Raw genomic sequence first — 21,559 nt, 5'->3', positions numbered from 1 at the left:
GGCGTACGACGGTCAGGGGGTCGGCGTCAAGATCAGGCCCCCGAGGCGAGCGCCAGGTAAACGGCGGCGAAATCCGTGATGGCGATCAGCTCGGCGAGGGTCTCCAGCTCGCCGCCCGGCTCCGGCTCCAGTTCGCTGATCGGCGTGTCGTGGCTGAGGGCCAGGTCGCGGGCGGCGGGTGCCGCGGTGAGGCCGCCGAGCGGGCGGTCGCGGAGCAGCACCACGCGCGCGTGCAGCGCGGGCGCCTCGTCCACGCGGTCGCGGAAGAAGTCGTCCGGGTCGGAGCTGGCGGCGAGCGGCCCGGCCAGCAGGGCGCTGTGCGCGGCGAGCGCCTCGGGGAGTTCGGCGACGACCGCAGGGCGGCCGGAGAGCTCGGCGAGGGCGGCCGCGAAACGGCGGCCCGCGGGGCCCGCCGAGACGCCCTCGGTCCACACGACCGGCAGCGAGTCGGCGAGTTCGGCGGCGAGCGTCTTGGCGGGGTTGCTGTAGGTCGCGATGGCGGGACCGCAGCGTTCGGCGATGTGGTCGAGGCGGTCGGCGACCTTCTCGACGGCGTCCGGCGGGGCGCTCAGCAGTCCGGTGCGGTCCAGGAGGGCGAGCAAGGGCGTGAGCAGCGCCCACAGGACGCCGGGAGCGGATGCGGCCAGCTCCTGCTCGTCCTGTTCGTACGGGGCTGTCGCCATCGGTACGAAGAGGCCGTGGGAACCGTCCACCGCCTCGGTGAGCGGGGTGGCCGCGGGGGCGACCGCGACGACCGCGCAGCCCCGGCGGTAGGCCGCTTCGGCGAGCAGGGACAGGCCTGGCTCGGTGCCGTCGGGGGTGGCGATCAGCAGCAGGTCGACCGAACCGGCCCAGCCCGGGAGCTCCCAGCGCAGGGCGCCCGCGGCGGGGGCGACGCCGCTGGGGGCGAGCCGGATGACGGGGCTGCCGGGGCCCGCGAGCGTGCCGAGGAGGTCGGCGGCGCAGGTGGCGGCGGCGCCGGGGCCCGCGATGAGGACGGCGCGCGGGCGGCCGTCCGGCTTGAGGTCGCCGACGCCTGCCTCGGCGGCGTGGCGCGCGGCCGTGCGGACGCGGGCACCGGCCTCGGCGGCGCCGCGCAGCAGGCCGCGCCGGTCCGACTCCGCGAGTGCCTCGGGGGCGTCGAGCAGCGATTCGTCGAGCATGGGTGGCAGCCTCCGATCGCCGGGGGTCTTTGTGTGCGCGTCGCCGGGGCGTCACGCGCGGGTGGCGGGGCCCGGCGTCACGCGGGGCGGCGGGCCTCGTCCACGAGCAGGACGGGGATGCCGTCGCGGACAGGGTAGGCCAGGCCGCAGTCGGCACCCGTGCAGATCAGCTCGGTCTCCTGCTCCTTGAGAGGAGCGTGGCAGGCCGGGCAGGCGAGGATCTCCAGGAGGGCGGCTTCGAGCGGCATGGGGTGTCCCTTCGAGCGGGTTCGCGTGCACTTGCTTCGGCGTGCGGTCGTGCGGATGTGCCTGGTCAGGGTACCGCCGTGGGGGGCGGGGTGGGGCGGTGCCTGTGGACGGCCGCCCCCGTTCCCGGAGGTTCCGGGAAACGCCCCTGCGTCGGGCAGGAGGTCACGCCCGGATGATCGCCAGTACCTCGTCCCGGATCTTGGTCATCGACGCCTCGTCGCGGGCCTCCGCGTTCAGACGGAGGAGGGGTTCGGTGTTGGACGGGCGGACGTTGAACCACCAGTCGGTGGAGGTGACCGTCAGGCCGTCGAGTTCGTCGAGGGTGACGTCTTCGCGGGCACCGTACGCCGCCTTGACGGCTGCCAGCCGGGCAGCCTGGTCGGCGACCGTTGAGTTGATCTCGCCGGAGCCGACGTAGCGGTCGTACTCGGCGGTGAGGGCGGACAGGGGGCCAGCCTGGCCGCCGAGGGCCGCGAGGACGTGGAGGGCGGCGAGCATGCCCGTGTCGGCGTTCCAGAAGTCCTTGAAGTAGTAGTGGGCCGAGTGCTCGCCGCCGAAGATCGCGCCCGAGGTGGCCATCTCCGCCTTGATGAAGGAGTGGCCGACGCGGGTGCGCACCGGGGTGCCGCCGTGCTCCCTGACGACCTCCGGGACCGTCCACGAGGTGATCAGGTTGTGGATGATCACGCCCTTGCCGCCGTTGCGCGCGAGTTCGCGTGCGGCCACCAGCGCCGTGATCACGGACGGGGAAACGGGGTCGCCGTGCTCGTCGATCACGAAGCAGCGGTCCGCGTCTCCGTCGAAGGCGAGGCCGATGTCCGCGCCCTCCTCCCGGACGCGCTGCTGGAGGTCGACGAGGTTCGCCGGGTCCAGGGGGTTCGCCTCGTGGTTCGGGAAGGTGCCGTCGAGTTCGAAGTACATCGGGACGAGGGTCAGGGGCAGTCCCTCGAACACCGTGGGGACGGTGTGGCCGCCCATGCCGTTGCCCGCGTCGACCACTACCTTCAGCGGGCGGACCGAGGCCAGGTCCACGAGGGAGCGGAGGTGGGCCGCGTAGTCCGACAACGTGTCGCGCTGCGTGATCGTTCCCGGCTCCGCGGCCGGTTGCGGAGCGCCCGACTCCGTCCACTGCTCGGCCAGTTCGCGGATCTGCGTCAGGCCCGTGTCCTGGCCCACCGGTGCCGCGCCTGCGCGGCACATCTTGATGCCGTTGTACTGCGCGGGGTTGTGCGAGGCAGTGAACATCGCGCCCGGCAGGTTCAGCGCGCCCGACGCGTAGTACAGCTGGTCGGTCGAGCACAGGCCGATCTCGGTCACGTCGGCGCCCTGCGCGGCCGCCCCGCGCGCGAAGGCACGCGACAGGCCGGGCGAGGACGGCCGCATGTCGTGGCCGATGACGATCGCGTCGGCGGCGGTCACCCGGGCGAAGGCCGCTCCGAAGAGTTCGGCCAGCGCCTCGTCCCACTGGTCCGGGACCACCCCGCGTACGTCGTACGCCTTCACGATCCGAGACAGATCAGCAGCCACGGCCAACCCTCCTGAAAGTCCTGTCGGTCGCCCCAAACTACCCGTACGGGATGTCCGCGCGCTGGGCGCACTCCGAGTGGAGCTCTCGAACGTAACCTCAGGTCAGGACCGGGTGAGGGACGGGTAAGAGCCGGGACGGCGGGACGGGGTCAGGGCAGCATCCACCCCAGGACCGGCGTGCTCTGGCCCACCACGATCAGGCACATCACCAGCAGCAGGCCGAGGCTCCACGGCAGCACCTTGCGCAGCAGGTCCCCCTCGCGGCCCGCGAGACCCACGGCCGCGCACGCGATGGTGAGATTCTGGGGCGAGATCATCTTGCCGAGGACGCCGCCCGAGCTGTTGGCTGCGGCCAGGAGTGCGGGAGACAGGCCGGACTCACGCGCGGCGGTCACCTGCAGGGCCCCGAACAGGGCGTTGGAGGAGGTGTCCGAGCCGGAGACCGCCACCCCGAACCAGCCCAGGACCGGCGACAGGAACGCGAGGCCCGCGCCGGCCGCCGCCACGAAGTGGCCGATGGTGCCCGCCTGTCCGGAGAGGTTCATGACGTACGCGAGCGCCAGCACGGACGTCACGGTCAGGATCGCGAACCGCAGCTCGTACACGGTCGCCACCCACTCCCTGGCCGCCACGCGTGCGTGCATGCCGAACACGACCGCCGTCAGCACTCCGGCGATCAGCACGAGCGTGCCGCCCGTCGAGACGATCGGCCAGGAGAAGACGTTGCCGCTGACCGGCTTCCCGTCGGGCCCCGCCACGTCCAGGAACGGCCAGTCGTACATCTGCGTCGTCCTGGCCAGCCAGTCCTTGACCGCAGGGATCTGCGCGATCGAGAAGACCACCACGATCAGTGCGTACGGGGCGTAGGCGCGCAGGACTTCGCGCCGCGGGTCCTCCTGGTCCAGTTCCTCGTCCCGCGAGCCGGTCAGCACGGACGCGCGTACGGACTCGGTGGCCGGTACGCGCGCGTGCGGTACGGCGACCAGGGCGGCCGCGCCGATCAAGGAGGCGCCGATGTCGGCGAGTTGCGGGGAGACGTAATTGGAAGCCGCGAACTGGACGACGGCGAAGGCGACTCCGCACACCAGGGCGGGCACCCAGGTCTCGCGCAGACCGCGCCGGCCGTCCACCAGGTAGACCAGGACCAGCGGTACGACGAGGGCGAGCAGCGGCGTCTGACGGCCCACCACGGAGGCCACGTCGTCCAGCGGCAGGCCCGTCACCTGAGCGAGCGTCACCACCGGTGTGGCCATCGCCCCGAAGGCCACCGGCGCGGTGTTGGCCACCAGGGAGACCACGGCCGCGCGCACCGGGTCGAAGCCGAGCGCGACGAGCATGACCGAGCAGATCGCCACCGGCGCGCCGAATCCCGCGAGGGCCTCCAGGAGCGCGCCGAAGCAGAACGCGACCACGAGCGCCTGGATGCGCGGATCGTCGGACACCCGCCCGAAGGAGCGCCGGAGGATGTCGAAGTGACGGGTGCGGACGGTCATCCGGTACACCCACAGGGCGTTGACGACGATCCACAGGATGGGGAAGAGGCCGAACACGGCTCCCTGGACGGCGCTGGAGACCGTCTGGTCGAGCGGCATGCCGTACGCGAGCCAGGCGACCAGAACGGCCGCCAGAAGCCCCGTCAGACCCGCCAGGTGCGCCTTCATGCGCACCCCGCCGAGCAGGACCAGGACGATCAGGAGGGGCAGGGCCGCGACGAGCGCGGACAGGCCGAGCGAATCGGCGACGGGTTCCAGTTCCTGGACGTACACAGGCGCCTCCCCGGATTCCGGCATGCGGAAAGCGATTTCCCGCCGGTACGGAATGGTCGTGTCCGCGACAAGGAGGCGTCAATGCCTGTGCGCCGCTGAACGAAACGTGCACGGAACGCACACGAAAACGGGGTGGACGACCGGGAAAACGCGGTCAGTTGTCGGGCGAGCGCAGCACGCGCAGGTGCCCGCGGCGCGCGACCTCCATCGGGTCCGCCCTGCGTCCGCCACCGCCCGCACCGGCCGCCCGCTCCTGGGGGCGGGCCGCCTCGCGCACCGCGTTCGCAAGCGCTTCCAGGTCGTCGCCGCTCGGACGGGCCGGGGCGGAACCGTCGAGCAGCCGCACGACCTCCCAGCCGCGCGGGGCGGTGAGGCGCTCGGAGTGCTCGGCGCACAGGTCGTAACAGTGGGGTTCGGCGTAGGTGGCGAGCGGGCCGAGGACCGCGGTCGAGTCGGCGTAGACGTACGTCAGCGTCGCGACGGCGGGACGGCCGCAAGCGGTGCGCGAACAGCGACGTACAGGGCTCACGACGTTGGACGGTACCGCACTCTTGAGCGGGCCGCGACGACTCTCCCCCAGGTCACTCCACCGTGTCGTGCTGTGAATCGGCCCACACACCTCTCCAGACTCACCCGGCTGACCTGCGAAGACGCGCATTCACAGGGCTTCGGGCAGCTCCGCATCCGGTCAACAGTCCGTACAACACCGTCATTTGCCCCGTGATCGCCGGTCTCGGAGGATACGGAATCGAGCCCAACCTTGGCTGGGATGGTCATCCTGCGACAGGCCGTCCTGGGTGGCCGGAGGGCGCCCGGCACGCGGTGCGGGGCGCGGCGTGCGGCTCCGGCGGGGACTACGCTTCGTCAGTGATGGACAACCCCGTACCGCCCCGTGTCACCGGCCCCGGGCCCCGCCGTCGTGATCGCCACGGCCGAGGCATGCGCGGCCCGATCGCGCCGCCCCAGGTACCGCTCGCCGCGAGCCGTGCCGAGGGCTTCGCGGACCTGGTGCAGGACTCCGTGGAGCGGCTGGAACGGCGGTGGCCGCAGCTCGCCGACATCGATTTCCTCATCCTCGAGGTGCCCCGGCTGGACGGCCCCGGAAAGGCCTGGAACGACGAGGCGGTCCCGCTCGGCGGCACGGTTCCCTCCCGGGAGGGACGGCCGGCGCGGGTGGTCGTCTACCGGCGGCCGGTGGAGATCCGCACGAAGGGCCGGGACGAGCGGGCGGCACTGGTGCACGAGGTCGTCGTCGAGCAGGTGGCCGAGCTGCTGGGGCTGACTCCGGAGACCGTGGATCCGCGCTACGGCGAGGACTGAGACGGGGGCCGGCCGGTTGCCCGGCCCTGACCTGCCCGTCGCCCGGCGGCTGCCGCCCCGGCCCCCTTCAGCTACTTCTCCGCTACTTCTGCAGCACCGACAGGTCCTGGTCCGCCCGCGGTACCGCCACCGTCCCCCGGTCGTCCGGCAGGGTCTGGATCGTGAAGCCCGGGACGCCCTCCTCCGTGGCCGACAGGGTGCGTGAGCCGTAGACCGGGCCGCCGGACAGGGTCTCGACCGTCAGCGCGTACGTGCCCTTCAGGCCGGCCGGGACCGGGGCGTCGACGCTCTGGGTGGTGCCCGCCTTGATCGTGTACGTCTTGGAGGCCGCCGTGCCGCCCTCGCTGCCCGCGGAGGCGGTGACCTTCACCTGGGCGGTGCGGGTGGGCGCCGTGAGGGACAGGGTGGAGCCCTTGCCGCTGTTGTCGGCGGCCGTGGCGCGCGTGCCCACGGGGCTCGTGGCCGGGATGAAGGCCGTCTCCTGGTGATCGCCCTTGCCCCGTACGACCCGGAGCGCGGCGACGACCGGCGCGGACTCGGCGGTCGGCGTGAGGACCAGGGAGCCCGCCTCGCCGCGGGTGACGGGGCCGAGGTCGACGGCGGTGGTCATGCCCGCCTTCACGTGCAGCGTCTCGCTCCCGGCCGGGGTGATCAAACCGGACGGCGAGGCGAGCCGCACCTTGAGGTCGGCGTCCGCGTCGCCCGGTGTGAAGGCGATCAGGCGCACGGAGGTGGCGTCCTTGGGGATGCCGGGCAGGACGAGGCTGCCCGCCGGGTCGGTTGACGCGGCCAGCCAGTCGCCGCCGATCTTGTCGTCGAGGGACTGCACGGCGGCGCCCACGCGCCCGCTGCGGACGTTCACGTGCACCGTGAGGTTGGCCTGCTTCTCGTCGGTGAGCGTGGACAGCAGGACCGGGTCGGTGGAGTGCGGCGGGACCGTGATGCCCTCCCCCACCGTGGACTGCAGGCTGCCGTCCTTGCCGTAGATCTCGATGTCGACGACGGCGGCGGAGTCGTCGGGGTTGGTCAGGTGGACGTAGTCGGTGCGGGAGGCGTCCGTGCTGGCGCCCGGGAACCAGAACGAGGTGTCCGGTGCGGTGCAGTTGACGCCCTGGAGCCCGCGTCCGCTGCCCGCGGCGACCTCGGTGGTCTCCTGCACCGTCCAGCCGGGCGCGTACCCGCCCTCGGCGGTGCCGACGTACGCGGGCGTGTCGGAACCGGAGGTGTCACCGGTGACCGGCTTTCCGGGCTCCTTCGGCGCCAGGACCGGCTTGGCGGCCTTGTCCGCCGAGCCGGTCTTCTTCTTGCCGCTCTTCTTGCCGTCCGTCTTGCCGCCGGTGCCCGACCCGTCCGCCGCCTGCTCCGTGGCGGCCTGGAGTTCGCCCTTGCCGCCGCTTCCCGCGCCCTTCGTGACGGGCGTGAACGAGGTGTACGACGTGTCGGCGATGTCGGAGGTGCTGGGCCCCGGGCAGAGCAGGCTGGTGCGCTCCACCGGCAGTTCGGCCGCCGCCTTGGCGGTGTCCGCTCCGGAGGCGCCCGGCGCGCTGAGCGCGGCGAATCCCGTGACGGCGGCGAGCGCGGCCGTGCCCGCGATCAGGGAGATGGTGGTGCGGTTCACTGCTGACTCCCGTCGGGGCGCTCAGGGTCGTGCGGCTGCTGCTGCGCCGGGTCGTACGCGGGGTCGTAACCCGGCTGGTACGACGGGTCGTAGGCGGTCTGGTCGTACGACCCCTGGGGCGCGTTGCCGTAGCCGTACGGGTCGTACTGGCCGCTCTGGTACGGGTCCGCCTGGTACGCCTGGTCGTAGCCCGCCGGGTACTGCTGGGCGCCCTGGTACTGCTCGCCGTAGCCGTTCTGGTCGGCGCCCGCGTAGGTCGCGGGGTCCCACTCGTCGTAGGACTGCTGCTGCGGGATCGCGACGGGTGTCTCCTCCTCCGGAGGAGACGGGAACTCCTCGCCACCGCCCGCCTCTTCGGCCTCCGCCTGGGCACGCAGGCGGCGGGCCCGGCGGCCCTCGCCGGCCATGGCCTCGGCGGGGACGGCCGGCTCCTCGGGGAGGTCGTCGTCGATGTGGCGGCGCCGGCCGGGCAGCGCCAGGACGACCAGCACGACGGCGAGGAAGCCCTGCGCCCACAGCCACGCGGTGTGGGTGATCGGGTCGTCGTAGGTGACGTCCAGCCGGCCGCCGGCGGCGGGGAGTTGGAAGCCCTGGGCCCAGCCGTCGACCGTGGTGCGGGTGAGCGGCTTGCCGTCCAGGGTCGCCGTCCAGCCCTCGGCGGCCGTGTCGGCCAGGCGCAGGACGCGGCCGTCCGCACCGGACGGGACCGTGGTGTGGATCTCGACCGGGCCCGCGGCGACCGGCAGCGCCGTACCGGAGCCGGAGGTGATGGTGGCGCGCGCGACCTCCTGGTCGACCCGCCACAGGGCGCTGCCGCCCTGCTGGCTCAGGCGCGACAGGCCGGGGGTGGCGTCCAGGACACGGGTGACGTCACGGGGTGCGCCCTTGTGGACGAGGACGTACCGGACGGCGAACTTGCCCAGCTGGTCGGCCTGGTCGGCGCCGGAGCCGGCGACGAGGTTGGCGACGACCTTGTCGAGGCGGCCGTTCTCACCGTCGGCCGCGGCGGCCTCGGCGTCACCGAGGCGGGCGCCGGAGCCGCGGACCAGGGTGTAGGCGACGCGGGCCGTGGAGTCGCTGTCGAGCACGAGCGTGCGGGCCTGGTCACGGGTGCCGCTCTCCTCGGCGACGAACGCGGGCACCTGCACGGGGTCCTGCCGCTCGACCGGCCCGTCGGCGCCGCGGATCATCCAGCCGAAGGCGAGGACCAGCGGGCCCGCGACCGAGGCGAAGGCGATCAGCGCGGCCACCGGCTGGCGCCAGCCGAAGCTCTGCTCGGCCACGCGCGTGCGTGCGCCGTCGGCGCCGAGGGCGGCGGCGGTCAGCAGGGCGATGCCGTAGACGAGGGTCGCGGGGCCGGCCCAGGTCGACCGGTTGGACAGGACCGCGAAGACGAGGCCCACCAGGGCGACCGCCCAGGCCGTCCAGATCCCGGACTGGCGCCCCGAGCGCATCAGGGCGGCCAGTGCGGCCAGCACGATGCCGATGAGCATCAGCCCGCTGACCGTGCCGGGGCCGCCCGGGCTCGCGCCGAGCAGGTCGAGCGCGGCGGCGGACGAGGGGCCGTAGTCCAGCCCGGCCTCCTTGAAGAAGCCGAACGGCAGCAGCGACAGCGACCAGGGCGCGAGGACCAGCAGCGGGGTGCCGAGCTGGGCCAGGAAGCGCAGGCCGCGGGCGGGGAGGTCCGTGCGGCGGTGGGCCAGCAGCGCGATGCCGAGGACCAGCGCGATCGGCCACACGATCGGCGTGAACGCCGTGGTGACCGTCAGCAGTAGGGCGTACGCCCAGGTGGCGCGCCAACTGCCGCGCGCGCCCGAGCTGTTCGTCAGGCCGGCGGCGGCGACGCCCGCGCGCGCGATCAGCGGCAGCAGGATGGCCAGCACGGCGGTGCCGATACGGCCGCCCGCGAGCGCGCCCGTGGCGGCGGGCAGGAAGGCGTAGACGACGGCCGCCCACGCGCGCAGCAGGCGCGACTCGACGAGCGGGCGGGAGGCGAAGTACGCGGTGACGCCGGCCAGCGGCACGGAGCACACGAGCAGGACCGTGACCGCGAGCCCGGTCGAGCCGAACAGCGCGGAGGCCAGCATCGCCACGATCGCCAGGTACGGCGGCGCGGACGGAGTGCCGCCGGCGCCCACCGCGTGCCAGGAGTCGAGGTAGCGCGACCACAGCTCGCCGGAGTCGGCCGGGGCGGGCAGCAGGGCGCCGCCCGCGAGCGCGCCGCCGCCGAGCAGCTGCCGGCAGGCGACCAGCGAGACGAGCAGCAGCACCAGGAAGAGCATCGGGCCGGGCTTGCGGCCGATGCGCTTGAGGCGGGCGAACTGCTCGATCTCCAGGAACTCGGCGTCGTCGCCGCCGGGTCCGGACTCGACCGCGCCGCCGTGCCGTCCGGCGCCGGAGGTCACTTCGGGGTCGGAACGGCCCCCGACGTTGCCCGCGACCTGCTCCACGGTGGCCCGCACGGTCGCGCCGGGTGGCGGGAACAGGGCGCGCAGCTCGTCCTTGTCGATCTGCGGGCGCCCGCGCCTGCGCCGTCCTGCGATGATCCGCTCGGGGCGCAGCAGCGTGCCCAGCAGGCCGCGGATCTCGTCGACGGCCTGTCCGGGGACCTTGCCGACGAGGTAGGCGACGGTCCGCAGGAGCGTGCCGAGCACCAGGCGCAGCAGCACCCAGGGCAGCACGGCCGTACGTGCGTTGACCAGGAGGGTGTAGACGGCGCCGGCCTTGTCGACCTTGTGCGGGGAGGCGGCGGTGCGGCCCACGCAGTCGACGGTGCGGCGCTCGCGGGAGGATGCCTCGGCGTGTCGTACGACCGCCTCCGGTGCGATCAGGACGCGGTGGCCGGCGGCGTGGGCGCGCCAGCACAGGTCGACGTCGTCACGCATCAGGGGCAGCCGGCGGTCGAACCCGCCGAGCTGTTCGAAGACGTCGCGGCGGATCAGCATGCCGGCGGTGGACACCGACAGCACGGTCCGCACGTGGTCGTGCTGGCCCTGGTCCTGCTCTCGGCGGTCCAGGCCCGTCCAGCGGCGGCCGGAGTTGGCGATGCTGACGCCGACCTCCAGGAGCTGGCGGCGGTCGTACCAGCCGCGGAGCTTGGGGCCCACCACGGCCACGTCGTCGCGGCCGAGCTCGAGTTCGTTCTCCACGACGCGCAGCAACTGGGCCAGGGCGTCGGGTTCGGGGGCGCAGTCGTCGTGCAGCAGCCACAGCCACTGGACCGGCTCTCCGTGCGGGAGTTCCGGCAGGTCGTAGGCGTCGTCGCGCCAGGAGCGCGTGACCGGGTCCCAGCCGCTCGGCCGCTTCAGATAGGGCAGCTCTTCCGGGGTCAGGACCGGCGCGGTGCGGGCCGCCTCCTCGACGGCCTGGCCGAAGCCTGTGCGCCGCGCGAGGTGCAGGACGTGGTCGGCGCCGAGGGAGTCGGCGACCAGCTGCGCGGAGGCGTCGGCGCTGCCGGTGTCGGCCGCCATGGCGTACTGGACGGGGCGCTCCTGGCCGAGCAGCCCGGTGAGCGCGTCGGGCAGCCAGCGGGCGCCGTCGTGGGAGACGACGACCGCCGTCACCACGTGACGCGGAAACTCTGGAGTGGCAGCGACGCCTTGCTGGGCTGCCGTGTGGCTGTGCACGGACATCGAGGTACGGGCCCCGGTTCGATGGACTGCAGTGGACGTCTGTGCCCCTTGGGGGCGACGAGGCGCCTCGGACGAGCGCCCACACTATCGGCTGGGCAAGACGGCGGCCCGCCGCCTGTGGATAACCCACCTGCGACGGGCCGTTCGAATACGGAGGAGTACGGAGGAGTACGGAGCCTTCGGGTCAGACGGCGGCCTTTTTCAGGCGGCGCCGCTCCCGCTCGGACAGACCGCCCCAGATGCCGAAGCGCTCGTCGTTGGCAAGGGCGTACTCGAGGCACTCGGAGCGGACCTCACAGGCGAGGCAGACCTTCTTTGCCTCGCGGGTGGAGCCGCCCTTCTCGGGGAAGAAGGACTCGGGGTCGGTCTGGGCGCACAGCGCGCGCTCCTGCCAGCCGAGTTCCTCGTCCGCGTCGTCGACCAGCAGTTGCTGCACCAGCTCGGTCATGTGCGCCCCTCGTCTGTCTTTCGCGTCCCCGTGAAGTAGCCGTTACCGGTCCCGGCAGAACGACACGAGTGAAATTACAAGTGTGCTGCTCCGGGCGAGTCAAGCCGAGATCTGCTATTGGGCCCCTTATTCACTCTGCGGAACCAAGGCCATGCGGAAAGTGTTCAAATCGGCATAAACCTTGACACGCGGACGAGACCCGGAAGGGCCGCCGCCCCCGTGCAGAGCCTGTACGGGGAAGGACGCCCGTAGATCCGATCTCGTTCCACGCGTCTCTCGAAGCAAACCGGATCACATTCGGATCACAGGATCACAACGAGGCTTGTGCGCCTGGTTGTGCGCCATGTGTCCCGGAAGCCGTATGCACAAACCTTTCGCCTCGGACATGAACCGGATGAGGTGAACCATGTCCCACATACCGGGCGTCGAGTTGACACCGAAGGTGTGAGCCGGTGTCCTTGTGGGCATGCTCGCGAACTCGGCACTCGCCTCGACCCGCACGACCGGGTCCCACGGTGCTGCCCGCGCTCGCTGTAGCTGTTGTTGCTGTTCCAGCTGTTGAGCCGTACGCGCTCCGGCTGCCTCTGAGTCCGTCCCGACTCGGCTGCTGTCCTCTTGCCTGACGCCCTGCCAGGGCATCCTTGCCGTCCGCGGTCCCGGCGGACGGTGTGCGACCCCAGCCAGCCCCCACTCTTCGCCGAGGAACCACCGCACCCCATGAACAGCGACAACGACCTCCAGATCGCCGGCGACATCCTCGAAGTCCCGCACCTGCTTCAGCCCCCGCGCGAACATCCGGCCACCGTCGCCGAGTTCGTCGGCCTGGCCCGCGCCATCGCCGCGGACCGCTCGCAGTGGGAGCGGCTCGTCGAGTACGACGCCACGACGCGCTGGTACCACCGGCTGCGCACCGGACCGGGCTACGAGGTGTGGCTGCTGTCCTGGGTGCCCGGCCAGGGCAGCGGACTGCACGACCACGGACGTTCCTCCGGTGTGCTGACCGTCCTGGAGGGCACGCTGACCGAACGCACGCAGAGGGGCACGCGCGCGCTGGGGGCGGGCACGCAGCGCGTGTTCGCGCCGGGGTACGTCCACGAGGTGGTCAACGACGCGCTGGAGCCCGCGGTCAGCCTGCACATCTACTACCCGGGCCTCACCGAGATGCCGATGCACAGCACCTGCACGGCCGTCCCGGTGGCGTACGACGAGGTCGACGCGGCAACCGCCTGACGCGCTGTCGTACCCGCCTGTAAGACTTGGCCCATGCGCATTGTGGTTCTGGCAGGCGGCATCGGCGGTGCCCGGTTCCTGCGTGGTCTGAAGCAGGCCGCGCCGGACGCGGACATCACCGTCATCGGCAACACCGGGGACGACATCCACCTCTTCGGACTGAAGGTCTGCCCGGACCTCGACACGGTGATGTACACGCTCGGCGGCGGCATCAACGAGGAGCAGGGCTGGGGGCGGGCCGACGAGACCTTCCACCTCAAGGAGGAGCTCGCGGCCTACGGCGTGGGGCCGGAGTGGTTCGGCCTCGGCGACCGGGACTTCGCCACGCACATCGTGCGGACGCAGATGATCGGCGCCGGGTATCCGCTCAGCGCCGTCACCGAGGCGCTGTGCGACCGGTGGAAGCCGGGCGTGCGGCTGATCCCCATGACGGACGACCGGGTCGAGACGCATGTCGCCGTCGACGTCGACGGCGAGCGCAAGGCGGTGCACTTCCAGGAGTACTGGGTGCGGCTGCGGGCCTCGGTGCCGGCCGAGGCGGTCGTGCCGGTGGGCGCCGAGCAGGCGAAGCCGGCGCCGGGGGTGCTGGAGGCGATCGCGGACTCGGACGTCGTGCTGTTCCCGCCGTCGAACCCGGTGGTCTCCATCGGCACGATCCTCGCGGTGCCCGGCATCCGGGAGGCGATCGCCGACGCGGGCGTGCCCGTGGTCGGCCTCTCCCCCATCGTCGGGGACGCGCCCGTGCGCGGGATGGCCGACAAGGTGCTCGCGGCGGTCGGCGTGGAGTCGACGGCCGCGGCGGTGGCCGAGCACTACGGCTCGGGCCTGCTGGACGGCTGGCTCGTGGACACCGTGGACGCGGGCGTGGTGGAGCGGGTCGAGGGCGCCGGCATCCGCTGCCGGGCCGTGCCGCTGATGATGACCGACCTGGAGGCGACCACCAGGATGGCGCGTGAGGCGCTCACGCTGGCGGAGGAGGTGCGGCCCTCTTGAGCGACGGGACTTCCGAGGACCCCACGGCCTCCGGCGCAGCGCCCGGTTACCGGGTCTGGGCCGTGCCCGGCCTGCCCGAGGTGGCCGCGGGCGACGACGTCGCCAAGCTGATCGCCGCCGCCGAACCGGGCCTCGCCGACGGGGACGTCCTGCTCGTCACCTCGAAGATCGTGTCCAAGGCGGAGGGGCGCATCGTCGCGGGGGACGACCGCGAGGCCGCCATCGACGCCGAGACCGTACGGGTCGTGGCGCGGCGCGGAGCCCTGCGGATCGTCGAGAACCGGCAGGGCCTGGTGATGGCCGCGGCCGGGGTCGACGCCTCCAACACCCCGCCCGGCACGGTGCTGTTGCTGCCCGAGGACCCGGACGCGTCCGCGCGGGTCATCCGTGACGGACTGCGAGACGCCCTCGGTGTCGAGGTCGGGGTCGTCGTCACCGACACCTTCGGGCGCCCGTGGCGCTCGGGCCTCACGGACGTCGCGATCGGCGCCGCCGGTGTGCGCGTGCTCGACGATCTGCGCGGCGGCACGGACGCGCACGGCAATCCGCTCAGCGCGACGGTCGTGGCGACGGCGGACGAGCTGGCCGCCGCCGGCGACCTGGTCAAGGGAAAGGCCGCCGGGCTGCCCGTCGCCGTCCTGCGCGGGCTGCCGCACGTGCTGGCGGAGGGCGACGGGGAGGGGGCGCGGGCCATGGTGCGCGGCGGACGGGACGACATGTTCCGGCTCGGGACGTCCGAGGCCGTACGGACGGCGGTGACCCAGCGCCGTACGGTGCGGGCCTTCACCGGCGAACCGGTCGACCCCGGTGCCGTACGGCGGGCGGTCGCCGCGGCCGTGACGGCGCCGGCGCCGCATCACACGACGCCGTGGCGGTTCGTGCTGCTGGAGTCCGAGGCCGCGCGGACCGGGCTGCTGGACGCCATGCGCGACGCCTGGATCGCCGACCTGCGGCGGGACGGCAAGAGCGAGGAGTCCATCGCCAAGCGGGTCCGCCGGGGCGACGTCCTGCGCAACGCGCCGTATCTGGTGGTGCCGTGTCTCGTCATGGACGGCTCGCACACGTACGGGGACGCGCGGCGGGACGGCGCCGAGCGGGAGATGTTCGTGGTCGCCGCGGGCGCCGGAGTGCAGAACTTCCTGGTCGCGCTGGCCGGGGAGCGGCTCGGATCGGCATGGGTGTCGTCGACCATGTTCTGCCGGGAGGTCGTACGGGAGGCCCTGGGGCTGCCCGCGGACTGGGACCCGATGGGCGCCGTCGCGGTCGGGCATCCGGCCGAGGAACCCCGGCCGAGGCCGGAGCGGGACGCGGGGAGCTTCACAGAGGTCCGGTGACACACGCGCGCGTGCGCCTAATCTCGTAGGGCCCCTTCCCTGTGCCCCACAGGGTTCCTCTCGTCTCCCGGGACTTCATCCATGGCAGGACGGTTCGCTCCGCGGCCCACCCGTACGACCGTACGGGGCGGCCATGTCGCCGTACCCGCGCGCGGTCGGGTGCCGCAGCAGGCGGCGGCGCCGGGGCGGGTGCGGACGGTGGTGCCGCAGTCGCCGATCGACCTCGGGCTCGTACTGGGCCCGTTGCGGCGCGGACCGGGCGATCCGACGTTCAGGGCGACGCCCGACGGGGCCGTGTGGCGGGCCAGTCTCACCCCGGCCGGGCCGGGGACGCTGAGGGTCGCCGCGAAAGGCACCGCCGTACGCGGCGAGGCGTGGGGCCCTGGGGCCGAGTGGCTGCTGGAGCAGCTGCCCGAGATGCTCGGGGCGGCGGACGACCCGGACGCCTTCGCGCCCCGGCACCGGCTGGTGGCGCTCGCCCGGCACCGGCGGCCGGGGCTGCGGCTGACGCGCACCGGACGGGTCCTCGAGTCGCTGATCCCGTCGATCCTGGAGCAGAAGGTCACCACGCTCGAGGCGTACCAGGCGTGGCGGCTGCTGGTGCGCAAGTACGGCGAGCCCGCGCCGGGGCCCGCGCCGGGGCCCGCGGCGGGCGGGCGGCTGTGGGTGATGCCGGGGCCGCGGACCTGGGCGCTGATCCCGTCCTGGGAGTGGCACCGGGCCGGCGTCGACAACAAGCGAGCGTCGACGATCCTGCGGGCCGTGCGGGTCGCCGCGCGGCTGGAGGAGGCGGCCGGGATGGAACCGGCGGCCGCGCAGGCGCGGCTGGAGCTGGTGTCCGGGATCGGCCCGTGGACGTCGGCGGAGACCGTGCAGCGCAGCAACGGGGCGCCGGACGCCGTGACCGTGGGGGATCTGCATCTGCCGGGCATCGTCGGATGGGCGCTCGCCGGGGACCGGGACGCGGACGACGCCATGATGCTGGAGCTGCTGGAGCCGTATGCCGGACAGCGGCACCGGGCTGCCCGGCTGATCCTGCTCAGTGGCCGGACCCCGCCGAGACGGGCGCCGCGGATGCCGAAGGGCGACATCGGGCGGCTCTGACCGCCACGGAAGAACCAGCGGCCCCGAGCGACGCGGGGGCGCCGCGCAGGGCGCCCCCGGATGCGTGCGTGGGTGGCTACTGGTCGGAGGAGAAGCGGACCGACCCCGCCGGGATACGGGCGTCGCACCACACGCGCGCTCCGTCGCGCAGTTCGTTGTCGGCGCCGACGACCGCGCCGTCACCGATGACCGTGCCGGTCAGGACGGAGCGTTCGCCCACGCGCGCGCGGGTGCCGATGAGGGAGTCGGTGATGACGGCGCCCGGTTCGATGACGGCGCCCGGCAGGATCGTCGAGCCGAAGACCCGGGCGCCCTCCGCCACGAACGCGCCCTCGCCCACCACGGTGCCGCCCGTGAGCTTGGCGTCGGGGGCGACGCGCGCCGTCGGCAGGACCAGCCGGTCGCCGCAGCGGCCGGGGACGGCGGGCGAGGGGGCGCGGCCGAGGACGAGGTCGGCGGAGCCGCGGACGAAGGCCGCCGGGGTGCCGAGGTCCAGCCAGTACGTCGAGTCGACCATGCCCTGCAGATGGGCTCCGGCGGCGAGCAGGCCGGGGAAGGTCTCCCGCTCCACCGAGACCGGGCGGCCCGCGGGGATCGTGTCGATGACCGAGCGGCGGAAGACGTACGCCCCCGCGTTGATCTGGTCGGTGACGATCTCCTCGGGGGTCTGCGGCTTCTCCAGGAAGGCGAGGACGCGGCCCGTCCCGTCCGTGGGGACCAGGCCGTACGCGCGCGGGTCGGTGACCTTGGTGAGGTGCAGGGAGACGTCGGCGCCGGTCTTCTCGTGGGTGTCGACCAGGGCGCGGATGTTCAGGCCCGTCAGGATGTCGCCGTTGAAGATCAGGACCGGGTCGTCGGGGCCGGAGCGCAGACGGGAGGCGACGTTGCGGATGGCGCCGCCCGTGCCGAGGGGCTCCTCCTCGGTCACGTACTCGAGGTGGAGGCCGAGGGACGAGCCGTCGCCGAAGTAGGGCTCGAAGACCTCGGCCAGATACGACGTGGCGAGGACGATGTGGTCCACGCCCGCCGCTCTCGCTCTCGCCAGCTGGTGGGTGAGGAACGGGACGCCGGCCGCCCGGACCATGGGCTTCGGTGTGTGGACCGTGAGCGGCCGCAGCCGGGAGCCCTTGCCGCCGACCAGGAGGATCGCTTCTGTCACCTGTCGTCTCTGCTTCCTGCCGGGACCGGCCGAACTGTCTTTCGGCCGGCCAGTGTATGCAGATCGTCGTGTGGCGCCTTCGACGGCCGTGCGGTGCTGCGCAGTTCCACCCGGTTGTCCCCCGATGGCGTGAACGTGGTCCTCGTGCGCCCCGTGCCCGGCTCCCGCGCGCCGCCCGGGGCGTGGCCCTAGCGCCCCTGGTAGCGCGCAGCGGTCGAGCGGGCCGTGCCGAGCTTGCGGTAGAGCTGGATGCCCGGACATGCCGTGGCGAAGCCGTCACGGTGGCCGGAGATCACGTTGAGACGTACGTTCTTTCCCTTTCGGTAGAGATTGCCACCCCCCGACTTCAGATACGCCTTTCCACGCGGATTGGCACCGTAGAGACCGAGTTTCCAGGCGGTGAGCCGGGAGATGGCGCGCAGCGCGGCCGCGGGCGGCTTGTGCGAGCCGAAGCTGCCGAGGACGGCGACTCCCATGCTGTTGCTGTTGAAACCGAGAGTGTGGGCGCCGAGGACCGCCTTCGCCACGCCCCCGGCACGGCCCTCGTAGATGTTTCCGCACTTGTCGACGAGGAAGTTGTAGCCGATGTCGCGCCAGCCCATGCTCTTGACGTGGTAGCGGTAGATACCACGGATGACGGAGGCGGCCTGCGAACAGCTGTATCCGTTGCCGGACGAGGTGTGGTGGACGAACGCCACCTTGACCTTCTTCGTGTAGACGAAGCCCTTCTCGCGCAGCTTCTCGTCGGCGCCCCAGCCGCGGCGCGTGATGATACGAGGCCTCGGGCCGATGTACGGCTTGGCGCGCTGACCGCTCGTCAACTCGCCCTCACCCAGGCTCCGCAGCTCCCGCTCGGTCGCGGCGCGGCTCAGCGCGGGGATCTCGGTGGCGCCGAGCGGGGCGATGCCGGCGTTGGCGGCGGAGGCGGCCAGCGCCTCGGCCGACTCGGTGCCGAGGACGCCGGTACGGGGAGCGCCGGCCGGCATGCCGTGCGGCGCGACCGGCGCACCGCCCCCACCGTCGCCCCCTTCACCGGGGTCCACGAGTTCCAGACGCAGCCCCGACGGGAGCGCGGCGGCGGCCGAGACGGCGCGGGTGCCGGGCGCGGACGCCTTCGTACGGGTCCCGCCCTCGGCCCGGACCCTGACCTCGACCCCGTCCGAGTCCCCCACCCACAGCGGTGCGGTGGAGCCGCGGACGCGGCCCGAGGTGCGCTCGGCGGTGCCGGGGTCGGCCGCGTCGTCGTTGTGCGTCTCGAGGCTCTGCCAGCCGGACCAGATGCCGGAGCGGGCCGCGCGGGTGCGGACCTGCACGCCGCCGTGCAGTTCGGTGTTCGGGTTGTCCCAGACGACCCCGACCATCGAGAAGTGCCGTACGTCCCGGCGGCTCAGGCCCAGTTCGCCGGTGGCCGGGGAGCCGATGGCGCGGTCGCGGGAGCGTGGGCCGAGCGGACGCAGGGGCAGCGACCGGGTGCTCCCGGGGAGGTCGAACCGGGCGGCGGCCGGCACCGATCCCACGCGGCTCGTCGCGGGGCTCGCGGTCGCCGCGGCGGCGGGCAGGGACAGCGGTAGAGCGAGGGCGGTCGCACAGGCGACGCCGACCGAGGAGGCGATCGAAGAAGCGAGAAGTCGACGCATGCCATGATCTTGTACAAAGTCAGACATATCTGTCCATCCGGGAATTGACGGACCGTCGGCTGCCGTTCGCCCGAACCGGTGGCTGCTCCGGGGGGTGCGCGACCGGGCGCCCGCGTACGCTTGCGCGGGTGAACGCCACCGACCGCACCCCTGCCGACCTGCTGAGTTCCGCGCTCGCCACGGACCCCGCACGCCCCCTGGTGACCTTCTACGACGACGCCACGGGCGAGCGCGTCGAACTGTCCGTGGCCACCTTCGCCAATTGGGTGGCCAAGACGGCGAACCTCCTCCAGGGCGACCTGGCCGCCGGGCCCGGCGACCGGGTGGCACTGCTGCTGCCCGCGCACTGGCAGACGGCCGTGTGGCTGCTGGCGTGTGCGTCGGTGGGGGCGATCGCGGACGTCGACGGGGATCCCGCGGCGGCCGACGTCGTGGTGAGCGGCCCGGACACGCTGGACGCCGCGCGCGCCTGCCGGGGCGAACGGGTCGCCCTCGCGCTGCGGCCGCTGGGCGGCCGGTTCCCGCAACCGCCGCCGGGCTTCGCCGACTACGCCGTCGAAGTGCCGGGTCAGGGGGACCGGTTCACGCCGTTCGCACCGGTGGATCCCAACGAGCCGGCGCTGATCGTGGCCGGGCGGGAGTTCAGCGGGGCGGAGGTCGTCGAGCGGGCGGTCGCGGAGGCGGCGGACCTCGGGCTGACTGGGCCGGGGGCGCGGATTCTGTCCGGGTTGCCGTACGGCACGTGGGACGGGTTGAACGCCGGCCTGTACGGGCCGCTCGCCGTCGGGGGATCGGTGGTGCTGTGCCGGAATCTGGAGCGGGCGAGCGAGGAGGCTGTCGCCGGGCGGGTCGACAGTGAGCGGGTGTCCGTGGTACGCCGTTGAGAGTGGGTGGTGACGGTCGCGCGGCGAGTGCGGGTTCGTCGTGGCTTGCCGCGCCCACGCGGCGGAGCCGCATTTCGAACACAGTCCCGCGCCCCTGAAGATCAAAGACCTGCGGTCACCCGTTCGGATCAGTAACGCCCACCCCCGCACCGCCCTCCGAGGCATGGTCGTAGAACCAGCACGTTCATACGCCATGAGGGGTGGAGCGGCACGTGAAAGGGCTGAGACGACCGCCTCGACCGCGTCGGCGGCGGTGGCTGCGGTACGGGGGGCTCACTGTCGCCGTGCTGGCCGTCGGGGCCGCCGGGGGCGGGTGGGTGCTGTACATGAAGCTGAACGGCAACATCACGCCCGACGAGGCCGCCGCCCGGGAACTGGCGCGGTACGAGAAGGAGCGGCCCACCTCGCTCGTCAAGGACGCGCAGAACATCCTGGTGATCGGATCGGACTCGCGCTCCGGGGACGGCAACTCCCGCTACGGGCGCGACTCGGGGACCGAGCGGTCCGACACCACGATCCTGCTGCACCTGTCCAAGGGGCGGCACACCGCCACCGCGATCTCCCTCCCCCGTGACCTCATGGTGGACGTGCCCTCCTGCCGGGGCGCCGACGGGAGCCGCTCCGAGGCGACGTTCGCGATGTTCAACTACGCCTTCGAGGCAGGCGGTTCGGCCTGCACCATCCGGACCGTCGAGAAGCTCACGGACGTTCGCGTCGACCACCACGTCGTCATCGACTTCCATGGCTTCAAGGAGATGGTCGACGCGCTCGACGGCGTCCGGGTCTGCCTGAAGGAGCCGATCGACGACAAGGCCGCCAAGCTGAAGCTGCCCGCGGGACGGGTCACGCTCGACGGCGAGCAGGCCCTCGGCTACGTCCGCGCCCGCAAGACCCTCGGCAACGGCAGCGACACCGACCGGATGGAGCGCCAGCAGCGATTTCTCGGGGCGCTCGTCAACAAGGTGCAGAGCAATGACGTACTGCTGAATCCGGTGAAGCTCTATCCCGTGCTGGACGCCGCCACGTCGTCCCTCACCACCGACCCGGATCTGGCGAGTCTGCGTGGTTTGTACGAACTCGTGCGCGGACTGCGCGACATCCCCGCGGAACGGGTGCAATTCCTCACGGTTCCTCGCGAGTCGTACGTCTACAACGCAAATCGCGACCAACTCGTGGAGCCCGAGGCGGAAAAGCTGTTCGAACGACTGCGTACGGACGCGCCATTGACGGTCACCAAGGGGACCCGGCGGGATTCCGATGCGAAGAGTCGCAATTCGACCACGAAGGGCGACGGAAACTCCGCCGGAATGCGGTCCGACCAGCCCGGGAAGTCCGTTTCGCCCGCCCCGACGTTCAGCGGCAACACCGCCGCCGAGGACCAGTGCACGTAAAGCGAACACCAAGGCGACGAACAGCCGCCCCAAGAAAGTTCAAGGAAATGGGTGGATTGCCCACTTGTAGGGACGTGGAATTTGTCACCGACGTCGCTTGGCGT

The 21,559-nt window shown here is 72.7% G+C and carries 17 protein-coding genes; 7 read left to right on the top strand and 10 right to left on the bottom strand.

The window, feature by feature from the left end; translation table 11 throughout:
• Positions 1 to 32: 32 nt before the first annotated feature.
• The 5 genes from ACGFYN_RS28070 to ACGFYN_RS28050 form a co-directional block, all read right to left on the bottom strand.
• On the bottom strand, positions 33 to 1,163 hold the full coding sequence (locus ACGFYN_RS28070; protein ID WP_393868645.1) for an SIS domain-containing protein: 1,131 nt from the start codon (positions 1,161 to 1,163) through the stop codon (positions 33 to 35).
• A gap of 77 nt (positions 1,164 to 1,240) precedes the next feature.
• A complete protein-coding gene (locus ACGFYN_RS28065; RefSeq protein WP_393868644.1) occupies positions 1,241 to 1,411 on the bottom strand; it encodes a Trm112 family protein in 171 nt (56 codons plus the stop codon).
• Positions 1,412 to 1,574: 163 nt separating this feature from the next.
• Positions 1,575 to 2,939 (bottom strand): phosphomannomutase/phosphoglucomutase, encoded by a 1,365-nt coding sequence (locus ACGFYN_RS28060; protein WP_393868643.1) that lies wholly within the window; start codon positions 2,937 to 2,939, stop codon positions 1,575 to 1,577.
• A 149-nt stretch (positions 2,940 to 3,088) separates the two neighbouring features.
• Positions 3,089 to 4,705 (bottom strand): L-lactate permease, encoded by a 1,617-nt coding sequence (locus ACGFYN_RS28055; RefSeq protein ID WP_393868666.1) that lies wholly within the window; start codon positions 4,703 to 4,705, stop codon positions 3,089 to 3,091.
• A 154-nt stretch (positions 4,706 to 4,859) separates the two neighbouring features.
• Positions 4,860 to 5,285 (bottom strand): DUF3499 domain-containing protein, encoded by a 426-nt coding sequence (locus ACGFYN_RS28050; protein ID WP_393868665.1) that lies wholly within the window; start codon positions 5,283 to 5,285, stop codon positions 4,860 to 4,862.
• 290 nt (positions 5,286 to 5,575) lie between these two features.
• On the opposite strand from ACGFYN_RS28050, the gene ACGFYN_RS28045 reads away from it, so the two are divergent.
• Complete coding sequence (locus ACGFYN_RS28045; RefSeq protein ID WP_393868664.1) at positions 5,576 to 6,025, top strand: metallopeptidase family protein; 450 nt, start codon at positions 5,576 to 5,578, stop codon at positions 6,023 to 6,025.
• Between the two features lie 82 nt (positions 6,026 to 6,107).
• On the opposite strand, the gene ACGFYN_RS28040 is transcribed toward ACGFYN_RS28045, so the two are convergent.
• From ACGFYN_RS28040 to ACGFYN_RS28030, 3 genes are all read right to left on the bottom strand, one after another.
• Positions 6,108 to 7,643: a DUF5719 family protein gene (locus ACGFYN_RS28040; RefSeq protein WP_393868642.1), complete on the bottom strand. Its 1,536-nt coding sequence runs from the start codon at positions 7,641 to 7,643 to the stop codon at positions 6,108 to 6,110.
• A complete protein-coding gene (locus ACGFYN_RS28035; protein ID WP_393868641.1) occupies positions 7,640 to 11,275 on the bottom strand; it encodes a glycosyltransferase in 3,636 nt (1,211 codons plus the stop codon). Before ACGFYN_RS28035 ends, ACGFYN_RS28040 begins: the two co-directional genes overlap by 4 nt.
• A gap of 184 nt (positions 11,276 to 11,459) precedes the next feature.
• On the bottom strand, positions 11,460 to 11,723 hold the full coding sequence (locus ACGFYN_RS28030; RefSeq protein ID WP_003975777.1) for a WhiB family transcriptional regulator: 264 nt from the start codon (positions 11,721 to 11,723) through the stop codon (positions 11,460 to 11,462).
• 717 nt (positions 11,724 to 12,440) lie between these two features.
• Here ACGFYN_RS28030 and ACGFYN_RS28025 point away from each other — a divergent pair.
• The 4 genes from ACGFYN_RS28025 (at position 12,441) to ACGFYN_RS28010 (ending at position 16,384) form a co-directional block, all read left to right on the top strand.
• A complete protein-coding gene (locus tag ACGFYN_RS28025) occupies positions 12,441 to 12,953 on the top strand; it encodes a cysteine dioxygenase (protein WP_393868640.1) in 513 nt (170 codons plus the stop codon).
• Between the two features lie 33 nt (positions 12,954 to 12,986).
• Complete coding sequence (cofD, locus tag ACGFYN_RS28020) at positions 12,987 to 13,946, top strand: 2-phospho-L-lactate transferase (RefSeq protein WP_393868639.1); 960 nt, start codon at positions 12,987 to 12,989, stop codon at positions 13,944 to 13,946.
• Positions 13,943 to 15,280: a coenzyme F420-0:L-glutamate ligase gene (locus ACGFYN_RS28015; RefSeq protein ID WP_393868638.1), complete on the top strand. Its 1,338-nt coding sequence runs from the start codon at positions 13,943 to 13,945 to the stop codon at positions 15,278 to 15,280. The genes cofD and ACGFYN_RS28015 overlap by 4 nt, the downstream gene beginning before the upstream one ends.
• Before the next feature lie 81 nt (positions 15,281 to 15,361).
• Positions 15,362 to 16,384, top strand: coding sequence for a DNA-3-methyladenine glycosylase family protein (locus ACGFYN_RS28010; RefSeq protein WP_393868637.1), 1,023 nt, complete (start codon positions 15,362 to 15,364; stop codon positions 16,382 to 16,384).
• A gap of 76 nt (positions 16,385 to 16,460) precedes the next feature.
• Here the strand turns inward: ACGFYN_RS28010 and ACGFYN_RS28005 are convergent, their stop codons facing one another.
• Positions 16,461 to 17,543 (bottom strand): sugar phosphate nucleotidyltransferase, encoded by a 1,083-nt coding sequence (locus ACGFYN_RS28005; RefSeq protein WP_393868636.1) that lies wholly within the window; start codon positions 17,541 to 17,543, stop codon positions 16,461 to 16,463.
• A gap of 188 nt (positions 17,544 to 17,731) precedes the next feature.
• A complete protein-coding gene (locus ACGFYN_RS28000) occupies positions 17,732 to 19,180 on the bottom strand; it encodes a peptidoglycan recognition protein (RefSeq protein ID WP_393868635.1) in 1,449 nt (482 codons plus the stop codon).
• 128 nt (positions 19,181 to 19,308) lie between these two features.
• Between ACGFYN_RS28000 and ACGFYN_RS27995 the strand changes: the two genes are divergently transcribed.
• Positions 19,309 to 20,064, top strand: coding sequence for a TIGR03089 family protein (locus ACGFYN_RS27995; protein WP_393868634.1), 756 nt, complete (start codon positions 19,309 to 19,311; stop codon positions 20,062 to 20,064).
• A gap of 212 nt (positions 20,065 to 20,276) precedes the next feature.
• Complete coding sequence (locus ACGFYN_RS27990) at positions 20,277 to 21,455, top strand: LCP family protein (protein ID WP_393868633.1); 1,179 nt, start codon at positions 20,277 to 20,279, stop codon at positions 21,453 to 21,455.
• The last annotated feature ends 104 nt before the right edge of the window (positions 21,456 to 21,559 follow it).

The sequence above is a fragment of the Streptomyces sp. NPDC048419 genome (assembly GCF_043200415.1).
GTDB lineage: Bacteria > Actinomycetota > Actinomycetes > Streptomycetales > Streptomycetaceae > Streptomyces.
The sequence above is the reverse complement of the archived record's forward strand: the minus strand, read 5'-3'. Positions and strand labels throughout refer to the sequence as shown.